The sequence below is a fragment of the Croceibacterium salegens genome, from assembly GCF_009827435.1.
Classification (GTDB): domain Bacteria; phylum Pseudomonadota; class Alphaproteobacteria; order Sphingomonadales; family Sphingomonadaceae; genus Croceibacterium_B; species Croceibacterium_B salegens.
On record NZ_WTYM01000056.1, the window covers coordinates 1 to 18,795 of the forward strand.

Sequence of the window (18,795 nt, forward strand, 5' to 3'; positions counted from 1 at the left end):
GCCGGACCCGAGAGGATCGCGTCCTTGCCGCGAAAGGCGCGGGCATCGGCGAGGCCGCCGTTGGACTGCATGAAGCGCAAGACATCGTGCGGATGAAGCGCTTGATCGAGCTGTCGAACGTATCGATGGATGTTCGGCGTCAGGTAAGCGTCCACCACCGTGGTGTCGCCGCGCGGCACCAGCTTGACCAGCGGCGCGACCTCGTGGCTGGCGCTGACCTGCGCGAACCCGGCCTCCCGCGCCAGCGCCACCAACCGAGCCTCGTGCGCCGTGTAGCGCCAGCCGTGCATCAGGACGATGGCGATGGCGTCGATGCCCTTGGCGCGCACCCCGGCGAAGGCTGAGCGGACCGCGTCCTCGTCGAGCGGGCGCACCACAGTGCCGTCTGCCCCGACCCGCTCGTCGATCTCGATCACCTCGGCGGGGAGCTGTTCCGGCAGGACGATGTGGCGGGCGAAGATGTCGGGCCGCGCCTGGGTGCCGATGCGCAGCGCGTCGCCGAAACCGCGGGTGATCGCCAGCGCCAGCCGCTCGCCCTTGCGTTCGAGCAGGGCGTTGGTGGCAATGGTCGTGCCGATGCTGACTTCGGCGATCGGCGCATCGCCGTGCTCGGCGAGGATCCGCCGCACCGCCTCGCTCGCCGCGTCGGCGTAGTGCTCGGGGTCTTCGGAGAGCAGCTTGGCCGCGACCAGCGGCCCGTCGGGCGTTTCCGCCACCACGTCGGTGAAGGTCCCGCCCCGGTCGATGGCAAAACGATAGGCCCCGCTCATGCCCGCACCCATAGCCGCCGAACGGCTGCGGAAAAAACCGCTTTCCTACACGAACCATTTTGGTTCATTAATGATTCACAACCTAACCAGACAGGAATCGCCCATGCCCCTGCTCGAAGGCCTCATCGGCCCCATCGCCTCGATCATCGACAAGGTGATCCCCGACAAGGCCGCGCGCGAGCGGGCCAAGCTCGAACTCCTGCAGTTCGAAGGCAGCCAGGAACTGCGGCAGATCGAGACGCGCCTCTCGGCCATCGTCGCGGAGGCGTAGTCTACCGATCCATGGACCAGCCGCGCCCGCCCGAGCTTCCTCTACGTGATGTACGCGATGATCCTCTGGGCGCTCCCCATGGGCCTCATCGCCGCCTTCCGACCGGAGGCCGCCCGCGACATCGCCAGCGGCATGAGCGCCTACCTCGGCGGCCTCCCCGAACCACTCTACGCGCTCTTCGGCACCGGCTACCTCGGCTACACCGCCGCCCGGCAGTGGGGAAAGGTCAAGGGCGTGGAGGGGTAACGGCGTCGGCCGCCGGCGAGTGGATGGCTCGGGTTCGGAACCCTATCGCACCTACCCCCGATCCGGCGGGCGTCGCCGTCCCTATTGCGTCGCCATGGCGATCCTGACCTGATGGGCGAGATCGTCGACGCTGGTGTCGCTGACATCGACCATGACGCGAGCGATCTTGCCGTTGAAGGCGGCAGGCGATTCATAGAGTTCCGAGACTGGCGTGATGAGATCGCAGCCGACATCGAAGCTTTCGCCGACGGTAAAGCGGGCGCCGACCTGCTTGTCGAATTTGCCCTCGCCGACCACATCTTCTCCGACACGCAAGGATGCCGTCCCGCCGGTGGCGAATTCGCCTTCCTTGTCGCATTCGACATGGACCGAAAGCACGCAATGTCCGGCCGGGATCTTGTTCTTGGATTCGACGCGGTAGCGTTCGGTGTCGAACCAATTGTGTTCCCAGAACAGCTTGCCGTCCTTCATGAACAGCGAATAGCCGCCCGCTTCGCCGCCGCAGCAGACCAGCACGCCTTCGCCGCCGCCTTCGGGAACCTCGCATTCGACCGCGATCGTGTGGTTCACGTTCTTGGTCGGGGGCGATGACGGTTCGGGGATGCGGGTCGTGACCGGAAGATAGACGAATTGCGTCTTGCCGCGCAGGTAATTGGGCTTGAGGTTTACGTCGGCTCGCTCGACGAACCGGTCGTCGAGCGGAAGCACATTGTATTTGGCCGCTTCGGCCCAGAATAGGTCCTGCAACTGGCGCAGCCTTTGCGGTTCCTTTTCCGCGAGGTCGACGGCCTGGCTGAAATCGTCCTCGATATTGTAGAGTTCCCACACGTCGGCATCGAAATCGGGGTTCGATCCGGCCGTCTGCCACGGCAGCTTGCCGTGCCGGGCGCCGGCCACCCAGCCATCGTGATACAGCGCGCGATTGCCCAGCATTTCGAAATACTGGGTCTTGCGGGCGGAGGCAGCCTTCGCATCGTCCCAGGTATACGCCATGCTGACGCCCTCGATCGGCTTCTGCGGTATGCCATTGACCGAAACGGGCTCGGCGATGCCGGCGGCTTCGAGAATGGTCGGCACTATGTCGATCGCGTGGTGGAACTGGTTGCGCAAGGATCCGGTGTCCTTGATCCTGGCAGGCCAGCTCATCACCACCGGATTGCGGGTGCCGCCGAAGTGCGAGGCGACCTGCTTGCACCACTGGAAGGGCGAGGAGCCCGCCCAGCACCATGGCACCGGATAGTGGTTCTCATGCTTCCCGGTGCCGATCTCGTCGATCATCTTGAGCATCTCTTCGACACTGTCGGGATAGCCGTGCTGGCTCTTCATGTTGTTGACCGTGCCGGTCAGCGAACCTTCGGCGCTGGGGCCATTGTCGCCCACGACATAGATGATCAGCGTGTCGTCACGCAGGTTCATCGTCTCGAGCGCCTCGACCACCCGGCCGATCTGCGCATCGACATGTTCGAGGAAGCCGGCGAACACTTCCTGCATGCGCGCATAGAGCTTCTTCTCGTCGGCGCTGCATTCGTCCCAGGCGGGCATGCTCTCGGGCCGCGGGGTCAGCTTGGTGCCCTTGGGCACGACACCCAGCTTGATCTGCCGTTCGAGCGTTTCCTCGCGGACCTTGTCCCAGCCCTGGTCGAACTTGCCCTTGTACTTGTCAGACCATTCCTTGCCGACATGATGCGGGGCATGGGCCGCGCCCGGTGCCCAGTAGCAGAAGAAGGGCTTGTCCGGCGCACTGGCCTTCTGCTGGCTGATCCAGCCGATTGCCTGGTCGGCCATCGCCTCGCTGAGGTGCCAGTTCTCGGACCCTTCAGGCCGCTGGGTGGGCGAGGTATTCTCGAACAGCGGGGGATCCCACTGGTTGGTCTCGCCGCCTTGGAAACCCCAGAAATATTCGAAGCCGTGGCCGGTCGGCCAGCGGTCGAAGGGACCGGCAGGACTGGTCTCGAAATCGGGCGTATTGTGCCACTTGCCGAAGGCGGCGGTGTTGTAGTTGTTGCGCCGCATCGTTTCGGCCACGCAGACCGCGTTCTCCGGCCAGCGACCGTCATAGCCGGGGAAACCGGTCGACAGTTCCATGATGATTCCGGTGTGCACCGAATGGTGGTTACGGCCAGAAAGGATCGCCGCGCGGGTCGGCGAACACAGCGCGGTGGTATGGAACCGGTTGTAGCGGATACCTTCCTTGGAAAGCTTTTCCAGGGTCGGCGTGTTGACCGGCCCGCCGAAGGTGGAAGTGTGACCAAAGCCGACATCGTCGAGCAGGATCAGCAGCACATTGGGCGCGCCTTCGGGGGCCTTGGGAACTTCGGCCACGACCGGTTCGGAATCCGTATAAGTTCGCCCGATCGTTCCGGAAAAGTGGGTGTCCGTTTGCGGGTATGGCAGGATTGTGTTGGTCATGGGAGCCTCTCGATCTTTCGGCTCACCATCAACCACCCGAGAAGGGGGGGGGGTATCAGGGATTCTCCCGAAGTCCGCCCAGCAATCGGGCCGTGAGTGGCAGGTCCGCGACGGGCTGCGCGAGCGGTCGTAACCCGTGGAGAATCCCCCTGTCCGCATTGGCCCGTCCCGGTTCGCCGGGTATTTTCAGTTTCCCGATACAATCGGTCGCCAGGACAGAAAAATGAGGGAAGCAACATGATGGATCTGAAGCCACTCGACCTGGTCGAGTGCATCGACGACACGCCCGATCTCGCGACGAGCAAGACCATGCCGCAGCTCGGCCAGGTCTACCGCGTTGCATCGGTAAGAGCAGTTGAAAATGGCGCCAGCGTGCGCCTGTTCGAAATTCAGCCGGAATGCTACTTGACCGGCCCCTGCCAGTGCGGAGACTGCGGCTGGGACGCCCGCCGTTTCAGGAAACTGGACCGCAGCGGCGAAGAGCAAGCCAGCCGTTCGGCAAGCAGTCCGATTGCGCGGAAACAGACCGAAGACGCCTGACCACCTGGCACGCCGCTGAGAGCGGCGGCGCATGACGAGTGCCATGAGCAAGGCGCAAGGAACTGGCGTGGCGAACGCTTGCGCTTGCCGCTCCTTCTAAGGGTATTCGGGTATTGGGAGAGGCCCGCCAATCGGGGACAACAGGCCATCGGTCCGGAAGCACGCGATCCGTGCGAACGGTGTGGGAGTCCCGACGTGCTCAAACCCCTCTGCCTGGGCATTCTTGCGACAGCCCTTTTCGCGGCCCCCGCATCGGCCGACGAATTGCCGGCGAGCATCGGCACTCTCCTGCGCGAGGCCAACCCGAGCGAACGGCCGACGATCGTGAATGTCATCAAGCGGCTCTATCCCGACCGGCTCGAGGAAGTGGACGAGCTCGTCGACGAAATCGAGGACGAGGAAAAGGCGCAGATCGGCAACCTGGGCCTTACCGAGGGCTGGACCGGGGAAGCCCAGCTTGGCGCCACCGCGCTGACCGGCAATTCGGACGAATGGACCGTGTCCGGCTCCGCGAAACTCAAGCGCAAGGGGCCGCACTGGGAACATCGCCTGGAAGGCAGTCTCGACCTCAATACAAACGAGGGTGAGCGCACCGACGAGCGCCTGTCGGGCAGCTATCACGCGATCTACGACTTCAGCAATTCGCCCTGGTTCGTAACGGGGGGAGCAATCTACGACCGCGACACTTTCAAAGGCATAACCCGGCGCTTCACGGAAGAGGTGGCGCTCGGATACGACATCGTCGACGAGGATGAGATGTCGTGGGAGGTCCATGCCGGGCCCGCGCTGCGCCAGTCACTCTTCACGACCGACGAGCGCGAGAACGAACTGGCAGCCTTCGTTTCGACCGAGTTCGAATGGGAGGTCTCCCAGACCCTGACCTTCGCCCAGGATGCGCGCTTCGTGATCGACAAGAACGCCAACTCCCTGGAAGCGACGACCTCGATCACCAAGGACCTGTTCGGCCAGGTCAGGATGCGCCTCTCGGTCACGCTCGATTGGGAATCCGACCCGGTCGAAGGCAACGAGCAATTGGACATGCGATCGCGCGGCTCGGTGGTGGTGGCGTTTTGAACGTCCGTGGCAGTGCCTCGCCTACCTCTCGCTCAGTTCATACCCGCGGAACTGCTCGCGCAGCCTGAGCTTGCTGATCTTGCCGGTCGCCTGGTGGGGTAGTTCGTCGACGAATTCGATCGCATCGGGCAGCCACCACTTGGCGACCTTGTCGCGCAGGTAGTCGGTCACTTCCTCGGCGGTGACGTTCGAGCCGTTGGCGCGCACCGCCACCAGCAGCGGGCGCTCGTCCCACTTGGGATGCGGGATGCCGATGGCGGCGGCCTCGGCGATGCCGGGGTGGCCGACGGCGGCGTTCTCGAGTTCGACCGAGCTGATCCACTCGCCGCCCGACTTGATCACGTCCTTGGTCCGGTCGGTGAGCTGGAGCGTGCCGTCGGGATGGATGATGCCGACATCGCCGGTGTCAAACCACTGGCCCTCGCCCACCGCGTCCTTCTCGCCCTTGAAATAGCGCTTCACCACCCACGGGCCGCGCACCTGCAGGGCGCCGGCGGTCTTGCCGTCGCGGGGAAGCTCCCGGGCCGGATCGTCGAGATCGACACAGCGGAGCTCGACGCCGAAGGGCACCCGCCCTTGCAGCACCTTGGCGTCGACCTTCTGGTCGAACGTCAGGTCGTCCCAGTCGGCAGTGTCCGCGCCGCAGGTGCCGATGGGCGAGGTCTCGGTCATGCCCCAGGCATGGCAGACGTGGACGCCGCGCTTCATCAGACGCTCGATCATCACCCTCGGCATGGCCGCGCCGCCGACAATCGCGCGCTCGAGGTGCGGCAGGTCCTCGCCGGTCTCGTCCATGTGCCGGAACATCCCGAGCCAGACGGTCGGCACTCCGGCGAGGTGGGTGACGCGTTCGCGCTGCATCATCTGGCAGATCACCACCGGATCGTTGACCGCCGAATAGACCATCTTGGCCCCCGAAGCGGCGCACGACCACGGCAGGCCCCACGCCGCGGCGTGGAACAGCGGCACGACCGGCAGCATCGCCGATTTGGGCTCGATCGCCAGCAGGGCCGGCTGGATCGAGGCGAGCGCGTGCAGCATGCTCGAACGGTGGGTGTAGAGCACCCCCTTGGGATTTCCGGTGGTGCCGCTGGTGTAGCACAGGTGGCAGGACTCGTGCTCGTCACCCTCGGCCCATCCGCCCGCGTCGTTCTCGGCGGCGAGCAGGGCGTCGAATTCGCCGTTGTCGTAGCAGACGTAGTGTTCGATCGTCCTGAAGCGCGGCTTCATCCGTTCCACGATGCCGGCGAAGGCGGCGTCGTAGAACAGCACCTTGTCTTCGGCATGGTTGGCGATGAATTCGAGCTGGTCGTCGAACAGCCGCGGGTTGATCGTGTGCAGCACCATGCCCGCCCCGGTGATCCCGAAGAAGCTGGTCAGGTGGTGCAAGTGGTTCATCGCCAGCGTCGCGACGCGCTCGCCCCTCGCAATACCCATCCGCCGCAAAGCCGCGCCCATCTTCAGCGCATCGGACCTAACGCCGGCCCAGTTCGACCGCGTCTCGCTGCCGTCGGCCCAATGGCTGACGATCTCGCGCGTACCATGCTCGCGCGCCGCGTGATCGATCAGCTTGCTGAGCCGCAGCTCCCAGTCTTGCATCTCGCCAAGCATCGGCCTTTCCCAAATCGTCTTATATGACCGGCACTCTGACAAGCGCGGCGCGACTTGCCAAATGAATCCGGGTTTCTGCGAGGCCAATGGACCCGGACCCAAGATCGAGTGCGCGATATTTGGTCGTCAGGGCAAATATGCGAGAAAAGAAGCGCGATCCGAATCCGGCGCTGCTACGCCAAGGTTAGTCCTTCTTGCCGTAGAAAACGCCCGAATACGACGCATCGAACGTCGCGGTGGACAAATTGCCCGCGACGAACTCAAAGGTGCCACCGATCTCCTCTCCGCTGGGGCCATACAGCGCCCCTCGAATGGAACCGATGACGCCATTGAGATAAGTATCGAAGTTGTATGCGTTGCCTGTAGCGTGAAAATCCATGTCCGGCAGGTCGATCAACTGGTTCGAACTTGTCCAGGCCTGGGCCGTGAGGCTGCCGTCGATATCGGTGGTGGCGAAATCGACATCGATCGAGGTCGTGCCGGCCAGGGTCAGCGGCTCCCGGTCGGCCAGACGCTCTCCCGAACCGATTACCGTTGCATCATAGTGTGCGGTGCCGGATCTCGGCAGCGTGTCTCCAATGGTACGCACGCCGTATATGAACCAGCTCGACTGTTTTTGCCGATTATTATCGTCAATGGCGCGATCTTCCGACCAATAGCCAAAGCTGCTGTAAGTCAGCTGGATTTCCGGGTTCTCGGGTTTGAACAACTGGAGGCGATAGTTGGCGTCCGCATTGTGCACCTCGTACACATCGGAGAGATCGTCGCTTTGCGACGCCAGCAAGTCGGATGGAGCAAACGTCACGTTCACGAAGCGTGAATTCATTATCCGCATGTCCGGCGTTATGCTTCCATCCGCGGCAAAATCGAGCGAACCGAATGTGGAAGTGAAATAGTAACCCGCCGCTTCGGAAGATGGCGACCCAGCGTGCTGGGTCGTGGTGGATGTGCCAATCAGCGTCCCGTAGGTTCGCGCGCCGGTGTCGCGTGCGCTGAGAGCAACGTCGATACCATCATGGGCCCTCGAACCCACAAATGCGCCAGTGAACGAGGAACCGAAGGTGCCGGTTCCGACTAGGCTTGCGCCAACTTCTGAACCGCTCGGACCGAACAACGACCCCGTGACGGAAACCTGGTACCGGTTGTTCTCGCGCCCGCTGTAGGTGAAATATCCGCTGATCCCACCGTTTGAGGCGAGGTAGCCAGCGCCCCACCATTCTGAGCAACATGTCGAGTAATCGGCGTCGTTGTTATATTCGCCCGCCTCGCCGGACATCGCGAACAGGCCTTGCCCGAAATCGAGCGAAAAGGTGCCGTCGCCAATGATGCTTCGCGGAAAGGTACCGACCGGCGAGGCGACGCCGAACAGGTCGATATCGTACGTCGCGCTACCGGCCAAGGGAACGCCAGAGGCTGCGGTGGGAAATCCGTATGCGAAGACGTCGAAGGTGAAATTGGCATTGTCCGAATCGATTTCCTGGCGGCGTTGCCAGAGACCGATGGTCGCGTATTTCATGCCAAGTCCGAGTCTCTTCGGATCGAACAGGGTAAGTGCATCGAAGCCATCGCTAGTACTTATATGGTAGTGTGTGTCGCTGGTTCCGTTGTCGTACAGCTCCGCGACCCCGAAACTGGAAGTCTCTCCGTTGTCCGTCAGAGTGTAGGTCTTGGTTTCAGGGTCATAGCTGAAGCTCAAGCTCGTGCCGGTGGACGAGGTGTTGACCACAGTATTGTCCGGCCCCGTCAGTTCCTGGTCCGTGGCCGTCGCATAGTTCTTGAAGCTGGTTTGAGTCGTTACGTTACCCAGCGAAGCGGCAGCGGGGGTTGGCGTCGGCGTTGGCTTGGTGACCGGGGAAGGTGTTGATGACATTCCACCGCCACCGCCTCCGCATGCGGCGAGCAACATGCTTGCGATTCCGGCAAGCGCGACACGGACTGTGCGGCTCGATTGGGAAGCTCCCAACTTGCGACTCCTCATTGTTCTTCGTTGATCTTGGGTGTGACAAAATACTATCGTGTAAACAAGCTCGTGCGAGCCGAATCCCACCTCTACGGTACTGCACACGAAACCTGTTAGCCTGCACGCCGCTTCCCCCTCGCCGCCCTTGCCGCTAATCCCGCAGCATGACCCAGACAGTCTACGTCCTCAACGGCCCCAACCTGAACCTGCTCGGCCTGCGTGAGCCGGAGATCTATGGGTCGGACACGCTCGACGACATTGCCGCCATGCTCGAGGATGCGGCGCGGCCGCTGGGGATCGAGATCGACATGCGGCAATCGAACCACGAGGGGCACCTGGTCGACTGGCTGCACGAGGCGCAGGCGGAGGGGGCCAAGGCGGTGCTGCTCAACGCCGGGGCCTACACCCACACCTCGATCGCGCTTCTCGATGCGATTCGCTCGATCCGGACGCCGGTGATCGAGGTGCACCTGTCCGATCCGATGACGCGCGAGGCGTTCCGGCATATCTCCTACGTCGGCATGGGCGCGGTGGACGAGGTCAAAGGGCTGGGAGCGAAGTCCTATTTGGTAGCGCTCGAGAAGGCCGCCGCACTGTAGCCTTAATTCTCCTGCCCCTTGCCAGTCCGGGCGCGCGCGCATAGGCGGGCGCGCAGGACAGACAATTGAGGCGCACATGGCGGAAACCAAGCCCGCGGAAGGCCGCAAGGCCAGCATAAATATCGACACCAAGCTCGTTCGCCAGCTGGCGGACGTGCTGGCCGAAACCGGCCTCACCGAGATCGAAGTGGAAGACGAAGGCCGCCGCATCCGCGTGTCGCGCGCGGCCGCCCCGGCGGCCATGCACGCCCTCGCCGCCGCGCCGGTCGTTGCCGCGCCAGCTCCCGTGGCCGCTGCTGCCGAAGCGCCTGCCGCTGCTCCGGCTGCCGATATCGCCGGTGCGATCAAGAGCCCGATGGTCGGCACTGCCTACCTCGCCCCCGAGCCCGGTGCGTCGGACTTCGTCAAGGTCGGCGACAGCGTGAAGGCCGGCGACACCCTGCTGATCGTCGAGGCAATGAAGGTGATGAACCCGATCACCGCGCCCTCCGCCGGCACCGTCAAGGCGATCCTGATCGAGAACGCGCAACCGGTCGAATACGACCAGCCGCTCATCGTCGTAGGCTAAGCGCGTGGCCATCAAGCGCATCCTCATTGCCAACCGCGGCGAGATCGCGCTGCGCATCCACCGTGCCGCGCACGAGATGGGCATCGAAACGGTCGCGGTGCACTCCACCGCCGACGCCGACGCGATGCACGTGCGGCTGGCCGACCACGCGGTCTGCATCGGCCCGCCCCCGGCCAAGGACAGCTACCTCAACGTGGCGGCGATCATCTCCGCCGCCGAGATCGCCCATGCCGACGCGATCCACCCGGGCTACGGCTTCCTGTCCGAAAACGCCCAGTTCGCCGAGATCGTCGAGGCCCATAACATTGCCTGGATCGGGCCCAAGCCCGAGCACATCCGCACCATGGGCGACAAGGTCGAAGCCAAGCGCACCGCCGGCGCGCTCGGCCTGCCGCTGGTCCCGGGCAGCGACGGCGCGGTGAGCGATCCGAAGGTCGCCGCGAAGATCGCCGAGGAAATCGGCTACCCGGTCATCATCAAGGCCGCTTCGGGCGGCGGCGGACGCGGCATGAAGGTCTGCAACAGCCCCGACCAGCTCGAAACGCTGATGAAGCAGGCCGGCAACGAGGCCAAGGCGGCGTTCGGCGACGACACCGTCTATATCGAGAAGTACCTCGGCAACCCGCGGCACATCGAATTCCAGGTCTTTGGCGACGGCAAGGGCAACGCCATCCACCTAGGCGAGCGCGACTGCTCGCTGCAGCGCCGCCACCAGAAGGTGCTCGAGGAAGCGACCAGCCCGGTCATCACTCCCGAAGAACGCGCCCGGATGGGCGGTATCGTCTCCAAAGCGATGGCCGACATGGGCTATCGCGGCGCGGGAACGATCGAGTTCCTGTGGGAAGACGGCGAGTTCTACTTCATCGAAATGAACACCCGCCTGCAGGTCGAGCACCCTGTGACCGAAGCGATCACCGGCGTCGACCTGGTGCGCGAACAGATCCGCATCGCCGACGGCAAGGACCTGTCGGTCAAACAGGAAGAGATCGAGTTCAAGGGCCACGCCATCGAGTGCCGGGTCAACGCCGAGGACCCGTGGACCTTCGCCCCGAGCCCCGGGAAGGTCACCGCCTATCACGCGGCCGGCGGCATGCACGTGCGCGTCGATAGCGGGCTCTACGCCGGATACTCGATCCCGCCGTACTACGATTCGATGATCGCCAAGCTGATCGTCTACGGCCGCACCCGCGAGGGCTGCATCATGCGGCTCCGGCGCGCGCTCGACGAGATGGTCATCGAAGGGGTCAAGACCTCGATCCCGCTGCACCTCGCGCTGCTCGATGAGCCGGACATCCTGTCGGGCGACTATTCGATCAAGTGGCTCGAGGAGTGGATGGCCAAGCGCGAAGGCTGAGCTTGGCGTTCAGCATCACCCGGAGCGCGGAACCCGGCGAGGCCGAACGCGCCGCCATCATGGTGCCGCTGCGCGAATACAACGACAGCCGCGCCGGCGATCCGGGGGTCGAACGCGTGGCCCTGCTTGTGAAAGGCGAGGACGGCACCATCCGCGGCGGGCTGTGGGGCATCATCGCCTTCGACTGGATGTTCGTCGAATACCTCGTCGTGCCCGAGGAGGCGCGCGGACAGGGTCTCGGCAGCGAACTGATGGGCCAGGCCGAAGAGATCGCGCGAGAGCATGGCTGCCTCGGCATGTTTCTCGACACCTTCGATTTCCAGGCGCCCGAATTCTACCGCAAGATGGGCTTCGAGGTGTACGGCCGTCTCGAGGACCATCCCGCCGGCCAGGCGCGCAACTACATGAGCAAGCGGTTCTAGCCGGGCACCCGCCCCGCCTCACTCCACCTGCCAGACCCCGGTGACCGGATCGGTGTGGCGTACGATCACCCCTTGCTGGAGGCGGCGCGCATCCTTCGCCCGCTTGCGCATCGCCGGGCTGTGAAATTCCGCCGGCCGGTAGTTGTAGTCGCACTTGGCGCAATTGCTGTTGAGCGTGCCGTTGCCGAACGAGGCGCGCAGCGCGCGGATCCGTTCGCCGGCCCAGTTCTCGTCGAGCGACTCCTCGCGGATATTGCCGACGATCAGCGCCGGGGCGTTGACCGAGGATTCGCAGATGCAAACCTGCACGTCGCCGTTCGAGAGCACGACCAGCCCCGAATAGGTGAAGGCGCAGGGCTTGCGCTTGATGTGCAGTTCCTCGGGCATCTGCGTCATGCCCTCGGGCAGCGGGCCGACCAGCCCGCCGGAGCGGCTGAAGACGTCGATGTAGTCGATCTGCAGGTCGTATTGCAGGAACGGCTTGAAGTCGGGATGCCCGGCCACTTCCTCCCACGGCCGGTCTGGCCTCAGGCAGAGGAACAGCGGCACCGGATCCGCGCGCTTCGCATTGAGCTCGTAAAGCTGCGCCACGTTGTCGCGCACCTTCTTGTAGCCCGGCTTGAGATAGACCCTGCGGTACATCTCCGCGTCAAACCCGGCGACTCTGATGTTGATCCGCAACAGGCCTGCATCGAGCACCTCCTCAACACCGTGGCGGTCGAGGAGGATCGCATTGGTGGTCAGCGTGATGCGATCGATCTGCGGGATCGAGCGCAAGTATCGCACGCGTTCGAGGAACTTGGGGTGGATCAGCGCATCGCCGACGATCGGCGTCAGGCCGACCGAACCCCCGCCGAACGCGACGAACTGCGACACCGCCCGTTGGAACACCTCGTCGTCCATGTTCTCGTGCGGCCGCTCCTGCAGGTGGTAGGGGCAGAACACGCAGTTGGCATTGCACAGGTTGGTGAATTCGAGATGCAGCTCGAACGGTCGCTCGACGAAGGCCGCGCGGTCCTTGCCCGGCAGCACGCGCCACATTGCGCTGGTAAGCTTTCGCCTGATGGTGGACGCCGCGTTGGCTACGGCGACCGAAGTCTCACTCACTCGAGCGGGACCCCCGGATCGTGCTTGGCGGTGCGAATGGTCAGCGAGGTCTTCACGCTGGCGACGTTGGGCGCCGGAGTGAGCTTGCTGGTGAGGAATTCCTGGAAGCTCTGCAGGTCCTGGCTGACGATCTTGAGGATGAAGTCGATCTCACCGTTGAGCATGTGGCACTCGCGCACTTCGGGCAGCGTCTTGATATGCTCTTCGAAGCCGCGCAGGTCCTCTTCGGCCTGGCTCTTCAGGCTGACCATGGCGAAGACTGTAATGGCGAAACCGAGTTTCGAGGCGTCGAGATCGGCGTGGTAGCCGCGAATCACTCCCGCTTCCTCCAACGCACGGACGCGGCGCAGGCACGGCGGGGCGGTCAGCCCGACACGTTGTGCCAGTTCGACGTTCGTAACACGTCCTTCAGACTGGAGTTCCGCCAACAGCCGACGGTCGATCTTGTCCAGAGTCGCCATATTCGTTGCTCCAAGGCGCTGTTACGCCTACTCCCCCGATCCCAAAGTCGCAACTTACCGCCAAAAGCGGGCTGTTTGCGGAAATAAAATTATATATGCTCGCAACCGTCCCGCTTTGCAACGGTGCATAGCTTCGCGTTCAACACTCTGTGCAATCCGCTAAATCCCTAGCTGCCGCGGGGTGCATCCAGCACCTGTCCGCGTGCGCGGAGAAACGATGCTGTTCGACGATCGCCTTGCTACGGTCCTGCGCTCCGGCGCCGCGGGCGAGCGGGCGGCGCGTACGCAGTTCCGGCAATTGCTCGATTTGCTCGGCACTACGCCCCCTGGTGCCAACGGTCCGCTGGTAACCGCGGCCTATGCCCGGCTGGCTGAGATCTCCGACCAAATACCCTCTACCGACCAGTCCCGGATCCTGCGCGAGCCATGGCTGCGGCTGCGCAATCCCCGGCTTCTCGCTCATCTCGCGGAAGGCGATCCGCAGGCCGCCGCAGCGGCGATGGCTACCGCGCGGCTGGACGAGGACGACTGGGCCGAACTGATCCCCGAACTGCCGGTGATCGCGCGTGGATTCCTGCGCCACCGCCGCGACCTGCCCGACAAGGCAAAGACCCTGCTCGCCCGTCTTGGTGTAAGGGACCTGGTCCTGCCGCAGCCAGATTTTGCCGAAGAACCCTTGGTCGAGGCACCAGCCGAGCCGCCTGCCCCTCCTGCCCCCGAGTCCATCCTCGCCGATACCGGCAGCGAGGGAATCTCCGCCCTCGTCCGCCGCATCGAAGCGTTTCAGCAGGCGCGCCGGTCGGCGCCCGCCGCGCTCGCCCCGCGCCTGCCGCTCGACGACGGCGCCCCTGATGCGGTCAACGGCCAAAGCAAGAGCTGCGACATCGCCACCGAGGTCTCGGGGCGGGTCACGTGGGCGACGCCGGGCTATGCCCCGCTCCTTGTCGGGCTCGACATCACCGCAAGCGAGGTGCTCGACGCCCGTTCGCGCGCCGCCATGCGCCGCCACCAGCCGATCCACGGCGGCAAGGTCAGGATCGACGGCGTCGCCGCGGTGGCCGGCGAGTGGCTCCTCGACGCCATGCCGGGCTTCGGGGCGACCGGATCGTTCACCGGCTATGTCGGGCGGCTGCGCCGGCCCTTCGCTGGCGCGGTGGCCAGTACGTCCGGCCCGGCCGACCGCATGCGCCAGGTGCTGCACGAGCTGCGCACACCCGTGAACGCAATCCAGGGCTTCGCCGAGATTATCCAGCAGCAGCTCTTCGGCCCCGCACCCAACACCTATCGCGCGCTCTCTGCCGCGGTCGGGGTCGATTCTGCCCGCCTGCTTGCCGGGTTCGACGAGATCGACCGGGTCGTGCGGATCGAGACCGGGCAGGAGGCGCTTTCCGACGGCGGCGGCAACCTGCGGCTGGCGGTCGAACGCACGCTCAAGCGGCTCGAAGGCGTGATCCGGCCGCGCAGCGCGAAGATGCGTCTGCTGGTCTCCGGAGAGAACTTCGCTGTCCGCGTCGGCGACGACGATGCCGCCCTGCTCGGCTGGCGGATCCTCGCCACGCTGGCCGGAGCGCTGGCCCCGGGCGAAGTCGTCGAAATGACCCTCACCGGTTCGCAAAAGGCCGTCGTGCTGGCGATGGAACTGCCGCTCAGCCTGACGACGGTCGATGACCTGTTTGGCGCCGCCGCCCCTTCGCAGGCACCCGCGGTGACCGCCGGTATGTTCGGCAGTGGCTTCACTTTGCGGCTGGCGCGGGCCGAGGCAATGGCAGCCGGCGGCTCGCTGGCGGTCGAGGACGAGACACTGGTCCTCACGCTCCCGGCCTTGACCGGTTCACCTGCCGCGCATAGCCAAGGCGATGAAACGACCGCGTAAGCGGCCGCGAAAAGGTCCCAAACCTGATATGCAAGCGATTACCGAACCGCCATCGCCGGGATCGCTTGCGCAGTTCGATGCGCAATTCGGTCGCCGTTTCATCCTGACCGTCGATACCGAGGAAGAGTTCGACTGGTCGAAGCCGCTCGACCGTGTCGGCCACACGCTCGATCACGTGACGCGGCTGGCGAAGTTCCAGGACTTCTGCGAGGCGCTCGATATCGTCCCGATCTACCTCGTCGACTGGCCGATCGTGAATTCGAAACTCGCGGCCGAAATCCTGCGCCCGGCAATCGCGGCGGGCAAGGCCGAGATCGGGGTCCAGCTCCATCCCTGGGTCAATCCGCCGTTCGACGAGGACGTGACCCCGGCCAACAGTTTCGCCGGCAACCTGCCACGCGCGCTCGAGGCGGCCAAGCTCGGCAACCTGCGCGACAAGATCGAGGCCACGTTCGGCGTCGCCCCGCTGATCTACCGCGCCGGTCGCTACGGCACCGGGCCCAATACCGCAGACATCCTCGGCGTGAACGGCATCGCCGTCGACACTTCGGTGCGGGCCAATTTCGACTATTCTGCCGGGTCCGGCCCCGACTACAGCGGCCACCCGCTGGCCCCGTACTGGATCGACAGCGATCACACCCTGCTCGAACTGCCACTGACGACGATCTTCTGGGGCATGCTGCGAAAACAGGGCCGCTCGCTGTTCCCCCTATGCCAGCGCGTCCCGCACCTGCCCGGCGTCCTGTCGCGCCTCGGGATGCTCGAGCGCATCTCGTTGACGCCTGAAGGCGTCAGTATCGAGGAAGCGATCCGCGCCATCGACATCGCGGTCGACGACGGCCTGCCGCTGCTAGTCTTCTCGTTCCACAGCCCGTCGCTGAAGCCCGGTTACACGCCCTACGTGCGCAACGACCGCGACCTCGATACGCTCTACGACTGGTTCCGCGAGGCCTTCGCCTATTGCGCCCGCCGCGGCGTTTTGCCGACCACCGTCGGCGGCATCATGCGCGCGGTGAAGCGCTAGGCTTGCAAGCCGCCGGGGCGCAGACTAATCGGTGCGCCGACGCGAGGGCGGGCCTGTAGCTCAGCGGTTAGAGCTGGCCGCTCATAACGGCTAGGTCCCAGGTTCGAATCCTGGCGGGCCCACCACCCTCCGCGCGAGGCGCAAATTGCCCGGACCGGCGCTATCGTGCACCATATCGATACGTCCTTTGGGGCATCCGCGTTCAATCTTATGGCGTACACCAATAGAGTCCATTAGGAAGCACGCACATCTCGCGGCCCAAACCACGAGATTGACGGGCGTTCCGGTTCGAACCGAGGGTTTCCTTACGGTTATACCGAGCGCCCGTTTCTATTTTCGGGAATGCCACTTGCCGCTCGGACGGCGAAATCCTAAGGCGCACGGCGGTCCGGGGAGTAGCGCAGCCTGGTAGCGCATCTGCTTTGGGAGCAGAGGGTCGCAGGTTCGAATCCTGTCTCCCCGACCACTTATTTTTCAGTATCTTAGATGCAGTTACCCGAATTTGCGGGGGCGGCAAGACTACTTCATAGCAATCACCTAGCTATCACCAGACTTGACTCCGGTTCGTGTGTGATTCGACATTTTGCATTTTGGCTCCGCTCGAATCAGCACCAAGGCTCCCGCCGCCCGGCTTATTTTCGGTCAGGTTTCTCGTTGACGAACCGCAGGCCGATTAACTGGCCCTCCTGACTTACCACCGCCAGCGTTCGTCCATGGCGCTCAACGCTCCACCCGGCGCAGAATAAGGGGACCCTGGTGAAAGAGAGCATGCAGCCCAATGAGTTCCCCAAGATGCACGCTGGCACTCGTTAGAGCACCGGCCCGCGATCTCCCGGGGTGCCTGTACTGGTAATGCGGATGTTCTCGCCCTCTAAGCAAATAGTATCGCCATCCACCACACAGTTGTTACAAGAACCGGTCTGACAGAACGCGATTGCTAGCGCCGCAAGCAGCGTCACCACGCAGTTGCTGCAAAGACCAAAGTGGCTAGAGGCGCCAGGGTCTTTAGGTCCGCTTTCGCGTGTTTCCTATCAAAACCAACCAGTCCGCTAACGACCCATTGCGGACATCAACGGTGCTTGAAGATCCAACTTCTGTCTTTGCCCGGTTCGCCGTTGAACAGGTATTGGATGTCATCAATCGCGCCGTCTGGCCAAACCACGAGTTCACGCTCGTTGATGAAGTCGACTTGGATAGCATCGCCGGCTAGTGGGGCATCCCAAATGATCGTCAGCTTGTCACCGGCCTCAAGCTCGAAGCACTCCGGCCACGGCTCAACCGAGACGTATATCGGGCCGTCTTTGCTGTTCGTGAAAGTCTGTTGGATGCGCGCCATGGGCACCAAATAGCTTCCAAAGCCGACGAACGCCAACGTCCGCTTCCCACCCAGTTTGTGCCGTGCTCGCAGAGCAGGTGCAGTGCCAGGAGCGGACCAGCCGGTAACGACCCAATTGCGGACATTTGCCTCGAGCTCAAAACATTGGAGATTTGGAGCACCTAGCCGCCCATGCTAAGGTTCGCAGCAGCGTCTTTGGGGGCAAGATTATGACTGGGCTGCTTTCGCGCTTCGGGGCATTAATCTTTCTTGGCTTTTTCCTAGTTGCGATCTGGGGTTTCTGGCCGACATATTTTTCCGGCCCATTTCATATGACCCAGGCCAGGCAGCAGTTTCCGCTCTACTATGTCCATGCGATTTCGATGACGCTCTGGTTCTGTCTGCTTGTCGTTCAACCGCTGTTGATACGAAAGGGCTATAGATCCCTGCACCGGCAGATCGGCAGGATAACGCCGCTCTTTGTGGCTTTCATCCTCACCGTCATGGTCCTTCTGATCCGGCAGCAGTTGATATTCATGGTCGGGCCGGATCAAGCCGTCCCGGAAGAACAGGTCGCGATGATTCCCCCCTTCCTGTTCATTTCCCTGGCCAGTGCCGCGCTCTTTGGAGCTTTCTTCACACTGGCACTCATCCACCGGAAACGGACTGCACTCCACGCACGCTATATACTATGCACGGTGTTCCCCATCATCACTGCAGCGACAGATCGCATCATCAACCGCACGGCTCCCACGGAGGCGACTTTCCCGGTCCTCGTCGGTTCATGGCTATTGTTGGACATTGTCTTGCTGACACTTGGGTTATGGGAACGCCGCAAGCTGGGAAGGCACAACCCATTCCTCATCGCCGCAGGACTTATGTTTGCCATGCAGGTATCGATGTTCACCTTGGCGCAGACGAGGCCTTGGCGGTCATTCTTCAACTGGTTTGTAAGCTAAATATCGGGCTCGAAGAAGAAATCACTTTCCCCCCTTAGCTGCCAAGTGGGAAACGACCCAAAGCGGACGCTTTCGAAACAGCTCAACCTACATAGTTCGGCCGCGATGGAACGTCATGCTAGCTTCTATACGTTCGAAGCAAATTGGAAGGTGCCGGCCGTCACGTGGCTTTGTGTATTGGAAGGATCAGGGAAAGGAGACTCACAATGAATAAGCGCGATTTCCTGAAGCT

Annotated in this window: 16 protein-coding genes, 2 tRNA genes and 1 pseudogene; 12 read left to right on the forward strand and 7 right to left on the reverse strand. The window is 63.4% G+C overall.

What is annotated here, in order from left to right; all coding sequences use genetic code 11:
- Positions 1 to 770, reverse strand: a 770-nt coding sequence (locus GRI89_RS14160) for a hydantoinase/oxoprolinase N-terminal domain-containing protein (RefSeq protein WP_328598234.1), incomplete at its 3' end; no start/stop codon positions are given.
- Between the two features lie 103 nt (positions 771 to 873).
- Here GRI89_RS14160 and GRI89_RS14165 point away from each other — a divergent pair.
- Positions 874 to 1,287: pseudogene (locus GRI89_RS14165) on the forward strand (holin family protein).
- Positions 1,288 to 1,368: 81 nt separating this feature from the next.
- On the opposite strand, the gene GRI89_RS14170 reads toward GRI89_RS14165, so the two are convergent.
- Entirely contained in the window at positions 1,369 to 3,696 is a 2,328-nt protein-coding gene (locus GRI89_RS14170; protein ID WP_159797017.1) for an arylsulfatase, read from the reverse strand.
- A 237-nt stretch (positions 3,697 to 3,933) separates the two neighbouring features.
- Between GRI89_RS14170 and GRI89_RS14175 the strand changes: the two genes are divergently transcribed.
- Both GRI89_RS14175 and GRI89_RS14180 read left to right on the forward strand, forming a co-directional pair.
- Complete coding sequence (locus tag GRI89_RS14175) at positions 3,934 to 4,236, forward strand: hypothetical protein (protein ID WP_159797020.1); 303 nt, start codon at positions 3,934 to 3,936, stop codon at positions 4,234 to 4,236.
- A gap of 195 nt (positions 4,237 to 4,431) precedes the next feature.
- Entirely contained in the window at positions 4,432 to 5,310 is an 879-nt protein-coding gene (locus GRI89_RS14180; RefSeq protein WP_159797023.1) for a DUF481 domain-containing protein, read from the forward strand.
- A 21-nt stretch (positions 5,311 to 5,331) separates the two neighbouring features.
- Here the strand turns inward: GRI89_RS14180 and GRI89_RS14185 are convergent, their stop codons facing one another.
- Complete coding sequence (locus GRI89_RS14185; protein WP_159797026.1) at positions 5,332 to 6,921, reverse strand: long-chain fatty acid--CoA ligase; 1,590 nt, start codon at positions 6,919 to 6,921, stop codon at positions 5,332 to 5,334.
- A 184-nt stretch (positions 6,922 to 7,105) separates the two neighbouring features.
- On the reverse strand, positions 7,106 to 8,827 hold the full coding sequence (locus GRI89_RS14190) for a transferrin-binding protein-like solute binding protein (RefSeq protein ID WP_159797029.1): 1,722 nt from the start codon (positions 8,825 to 8,827) through the stop codon (positions 7,106 to 7,108).
- Between the two features lie 218 nt (positions 8,828 to 9,045).
- Here GRI89_RS14190 and GRI89_RS14195 point away from each other — a divergent pair, with 218 nt between their 5' ends.
- From GRI89_RS14195 to GRI89_RS14210, 4 genes are all read left to right on the forward strand, one after another.
- Positions 9,046 to 9,480 (forward strand): type II 3-dehydroquinate dehydratase, encoded by a 435-nt coding sequence (locus tag GRI89_RS14195; RefSeq protein ID WP_159797032.1) that lies wholly within the window; start codon positions 9,046 to 9,048, stop codon positions 9,478 to 9,480.
- 76 nt (positions 9,481 to 9,556) lie between these two features.
- Positions 9,557 to 10,048, forward strand: coding sequence for an acetyl-CoA carboxylase biotin carboxyl carrier protein (gene accB / locus GRI89_RS14200; RefSeq protein ID WP_159797035.1), 492 nt, complete (start codon positions 9,557 to 9,559; stop codon positions 10,046 to 10,048).
- 4 nt (positions 10,049 to 10,052) lie between these two features.
- Entirely contained in the window at positions 10,053 to 11,402 is a 1,350-nt protein-coding gene (gene accC / locus GRI89_RS14205) for an acetyl-CoA carboxylase biotin carboxylase subunit (protein ID WP_328598272.1), read from the forward strand.
- Positions 11,403 to 11,404: 2 nt separating this feature from the next.
- Positions 11,405 to 11,824, forward strand: coding sequence for a GNAT family N-acetyltransferase (locus tag GRI89_RS14210; protein WP_235913400.1), 420 nt, complete (start codon positions 11,405 to 11,407; stop codon positions 11,822 to 11,824).
- Between the two features lie 18 nt (positions 11,825 to 11,842).
- Here the strand turns inward: GRI89_RS14210 and GRI89_RS14215 are convergent, their stop codons facing one another.
- Both GRI89_RS14215 and GRI89_RS14220 read right to left on the reverse strand, forming a co-directional pair.
- Complete coding sequence (locus GRI89_RS14215; protein ID WP_159797038.1) at positions 11,843 to 12,931, reverse strand: radical SAM protein; 1,089 nt, start codon at positions 12,929 to 12,931, stop codon at positions 11,843 to 11,845.
- A complete protein-coding gene (locus tag GRI89_RS14220; protein WP_159797041.1) occupies positions 12,928 to 13,392 on the reverse strand; it encodes an Lrp/AsnC family transcriptional regulator in 465 nt (154 codons plus the stop codon). The genes GRI89_RS14215 and GRI89_RS14220 overlap by 4 nt, the downstream gene beginning before the upstream one ends.
- A gap of 217 nt (positions 13,393 to 13,609) precedes the next feature.
- On the opposite strand from GRI89_RS14220, the gene GRI89_RS14225 reads away from it, so the two are divergent.
- The 4 genes from GRI89_RS14225 to GRI89_RS14240 all read left to right on the forward strand — a co-directional run bounded on the left by GRI89_RS14225 (position 13,610) and on the right by GRI89_RS14240 (position 16,755).
- Positions 13,610 to 15,265 (forward strand): ATP-binding protein, encoded by a 1,656-nt coding sequence (locus GRI89_RS14225; RefSeq protein ID WP_159797044.1) that lies wholly within the window; start codon positions 13,610 to 13,612, stop codon positions 15,263 to 15,265.
- 28 nt (positions 15,266 to 15,293) lie between these two features.
- A complete protein-coding gene (locus GRI89_RS14230) occupies positions 15,294 to 16,289 on the forward strand; it encodes a polysaccharide deacetylase family protein (protein ID WP_159797047.1) in 996 nt (331 codons plus the stop codon).
- A 49-nt stretch (positions 16,290 to 16,338) separates the two neighbouring features.
- Positions 16,339 to 16,414 (forward strand) — tRNA-Ile (locus GRI89_RS14235).
- 264 nt (positions 16,415 to 16,678) lie between these two features.
- Positions 16,679 to 16,755: transfer RNA gene (locus GRI89_RS14240), tRNA-Pro, on the forward strand.
- A gap of 603 nt (positions 16,756 to 17,358) precedes the next feature.
- Here GRI89_RS14240 and GRI89_RS14245 read toward each other — a convergent pair.
- Positions 17,359 to 17,661, reverse strand: coding sequence for a hypothetical protein (locus tag GRI89_RS14245; protein ID WP_235913401.1), 303 nt, complete (start codon positions 17,659 to 17,661; stop codon positions 17,359 to 17,361).
- A 173-nt stretch (positions 17,662 to 17,834) separates the two neighbouring features.
- On the opposite strand from GRI89_RS14245, the gene GRI89_RS14250 reads away from it, so the two are divergent.
- Positions 17,835 to 18,563 (forward strand): hypothetical protein, encoded by a 729-nt coding sequence (locus tag GRI89_RS14250; protein WP_159791291.1) that lies wholly within the window; start codon positions 17,835 to 17,837, stop codon positions 18,561 to 18,563.
- The last annotated feature ends 232 nt before the right edge of the window (positions 18,564 to 18,795 follow it).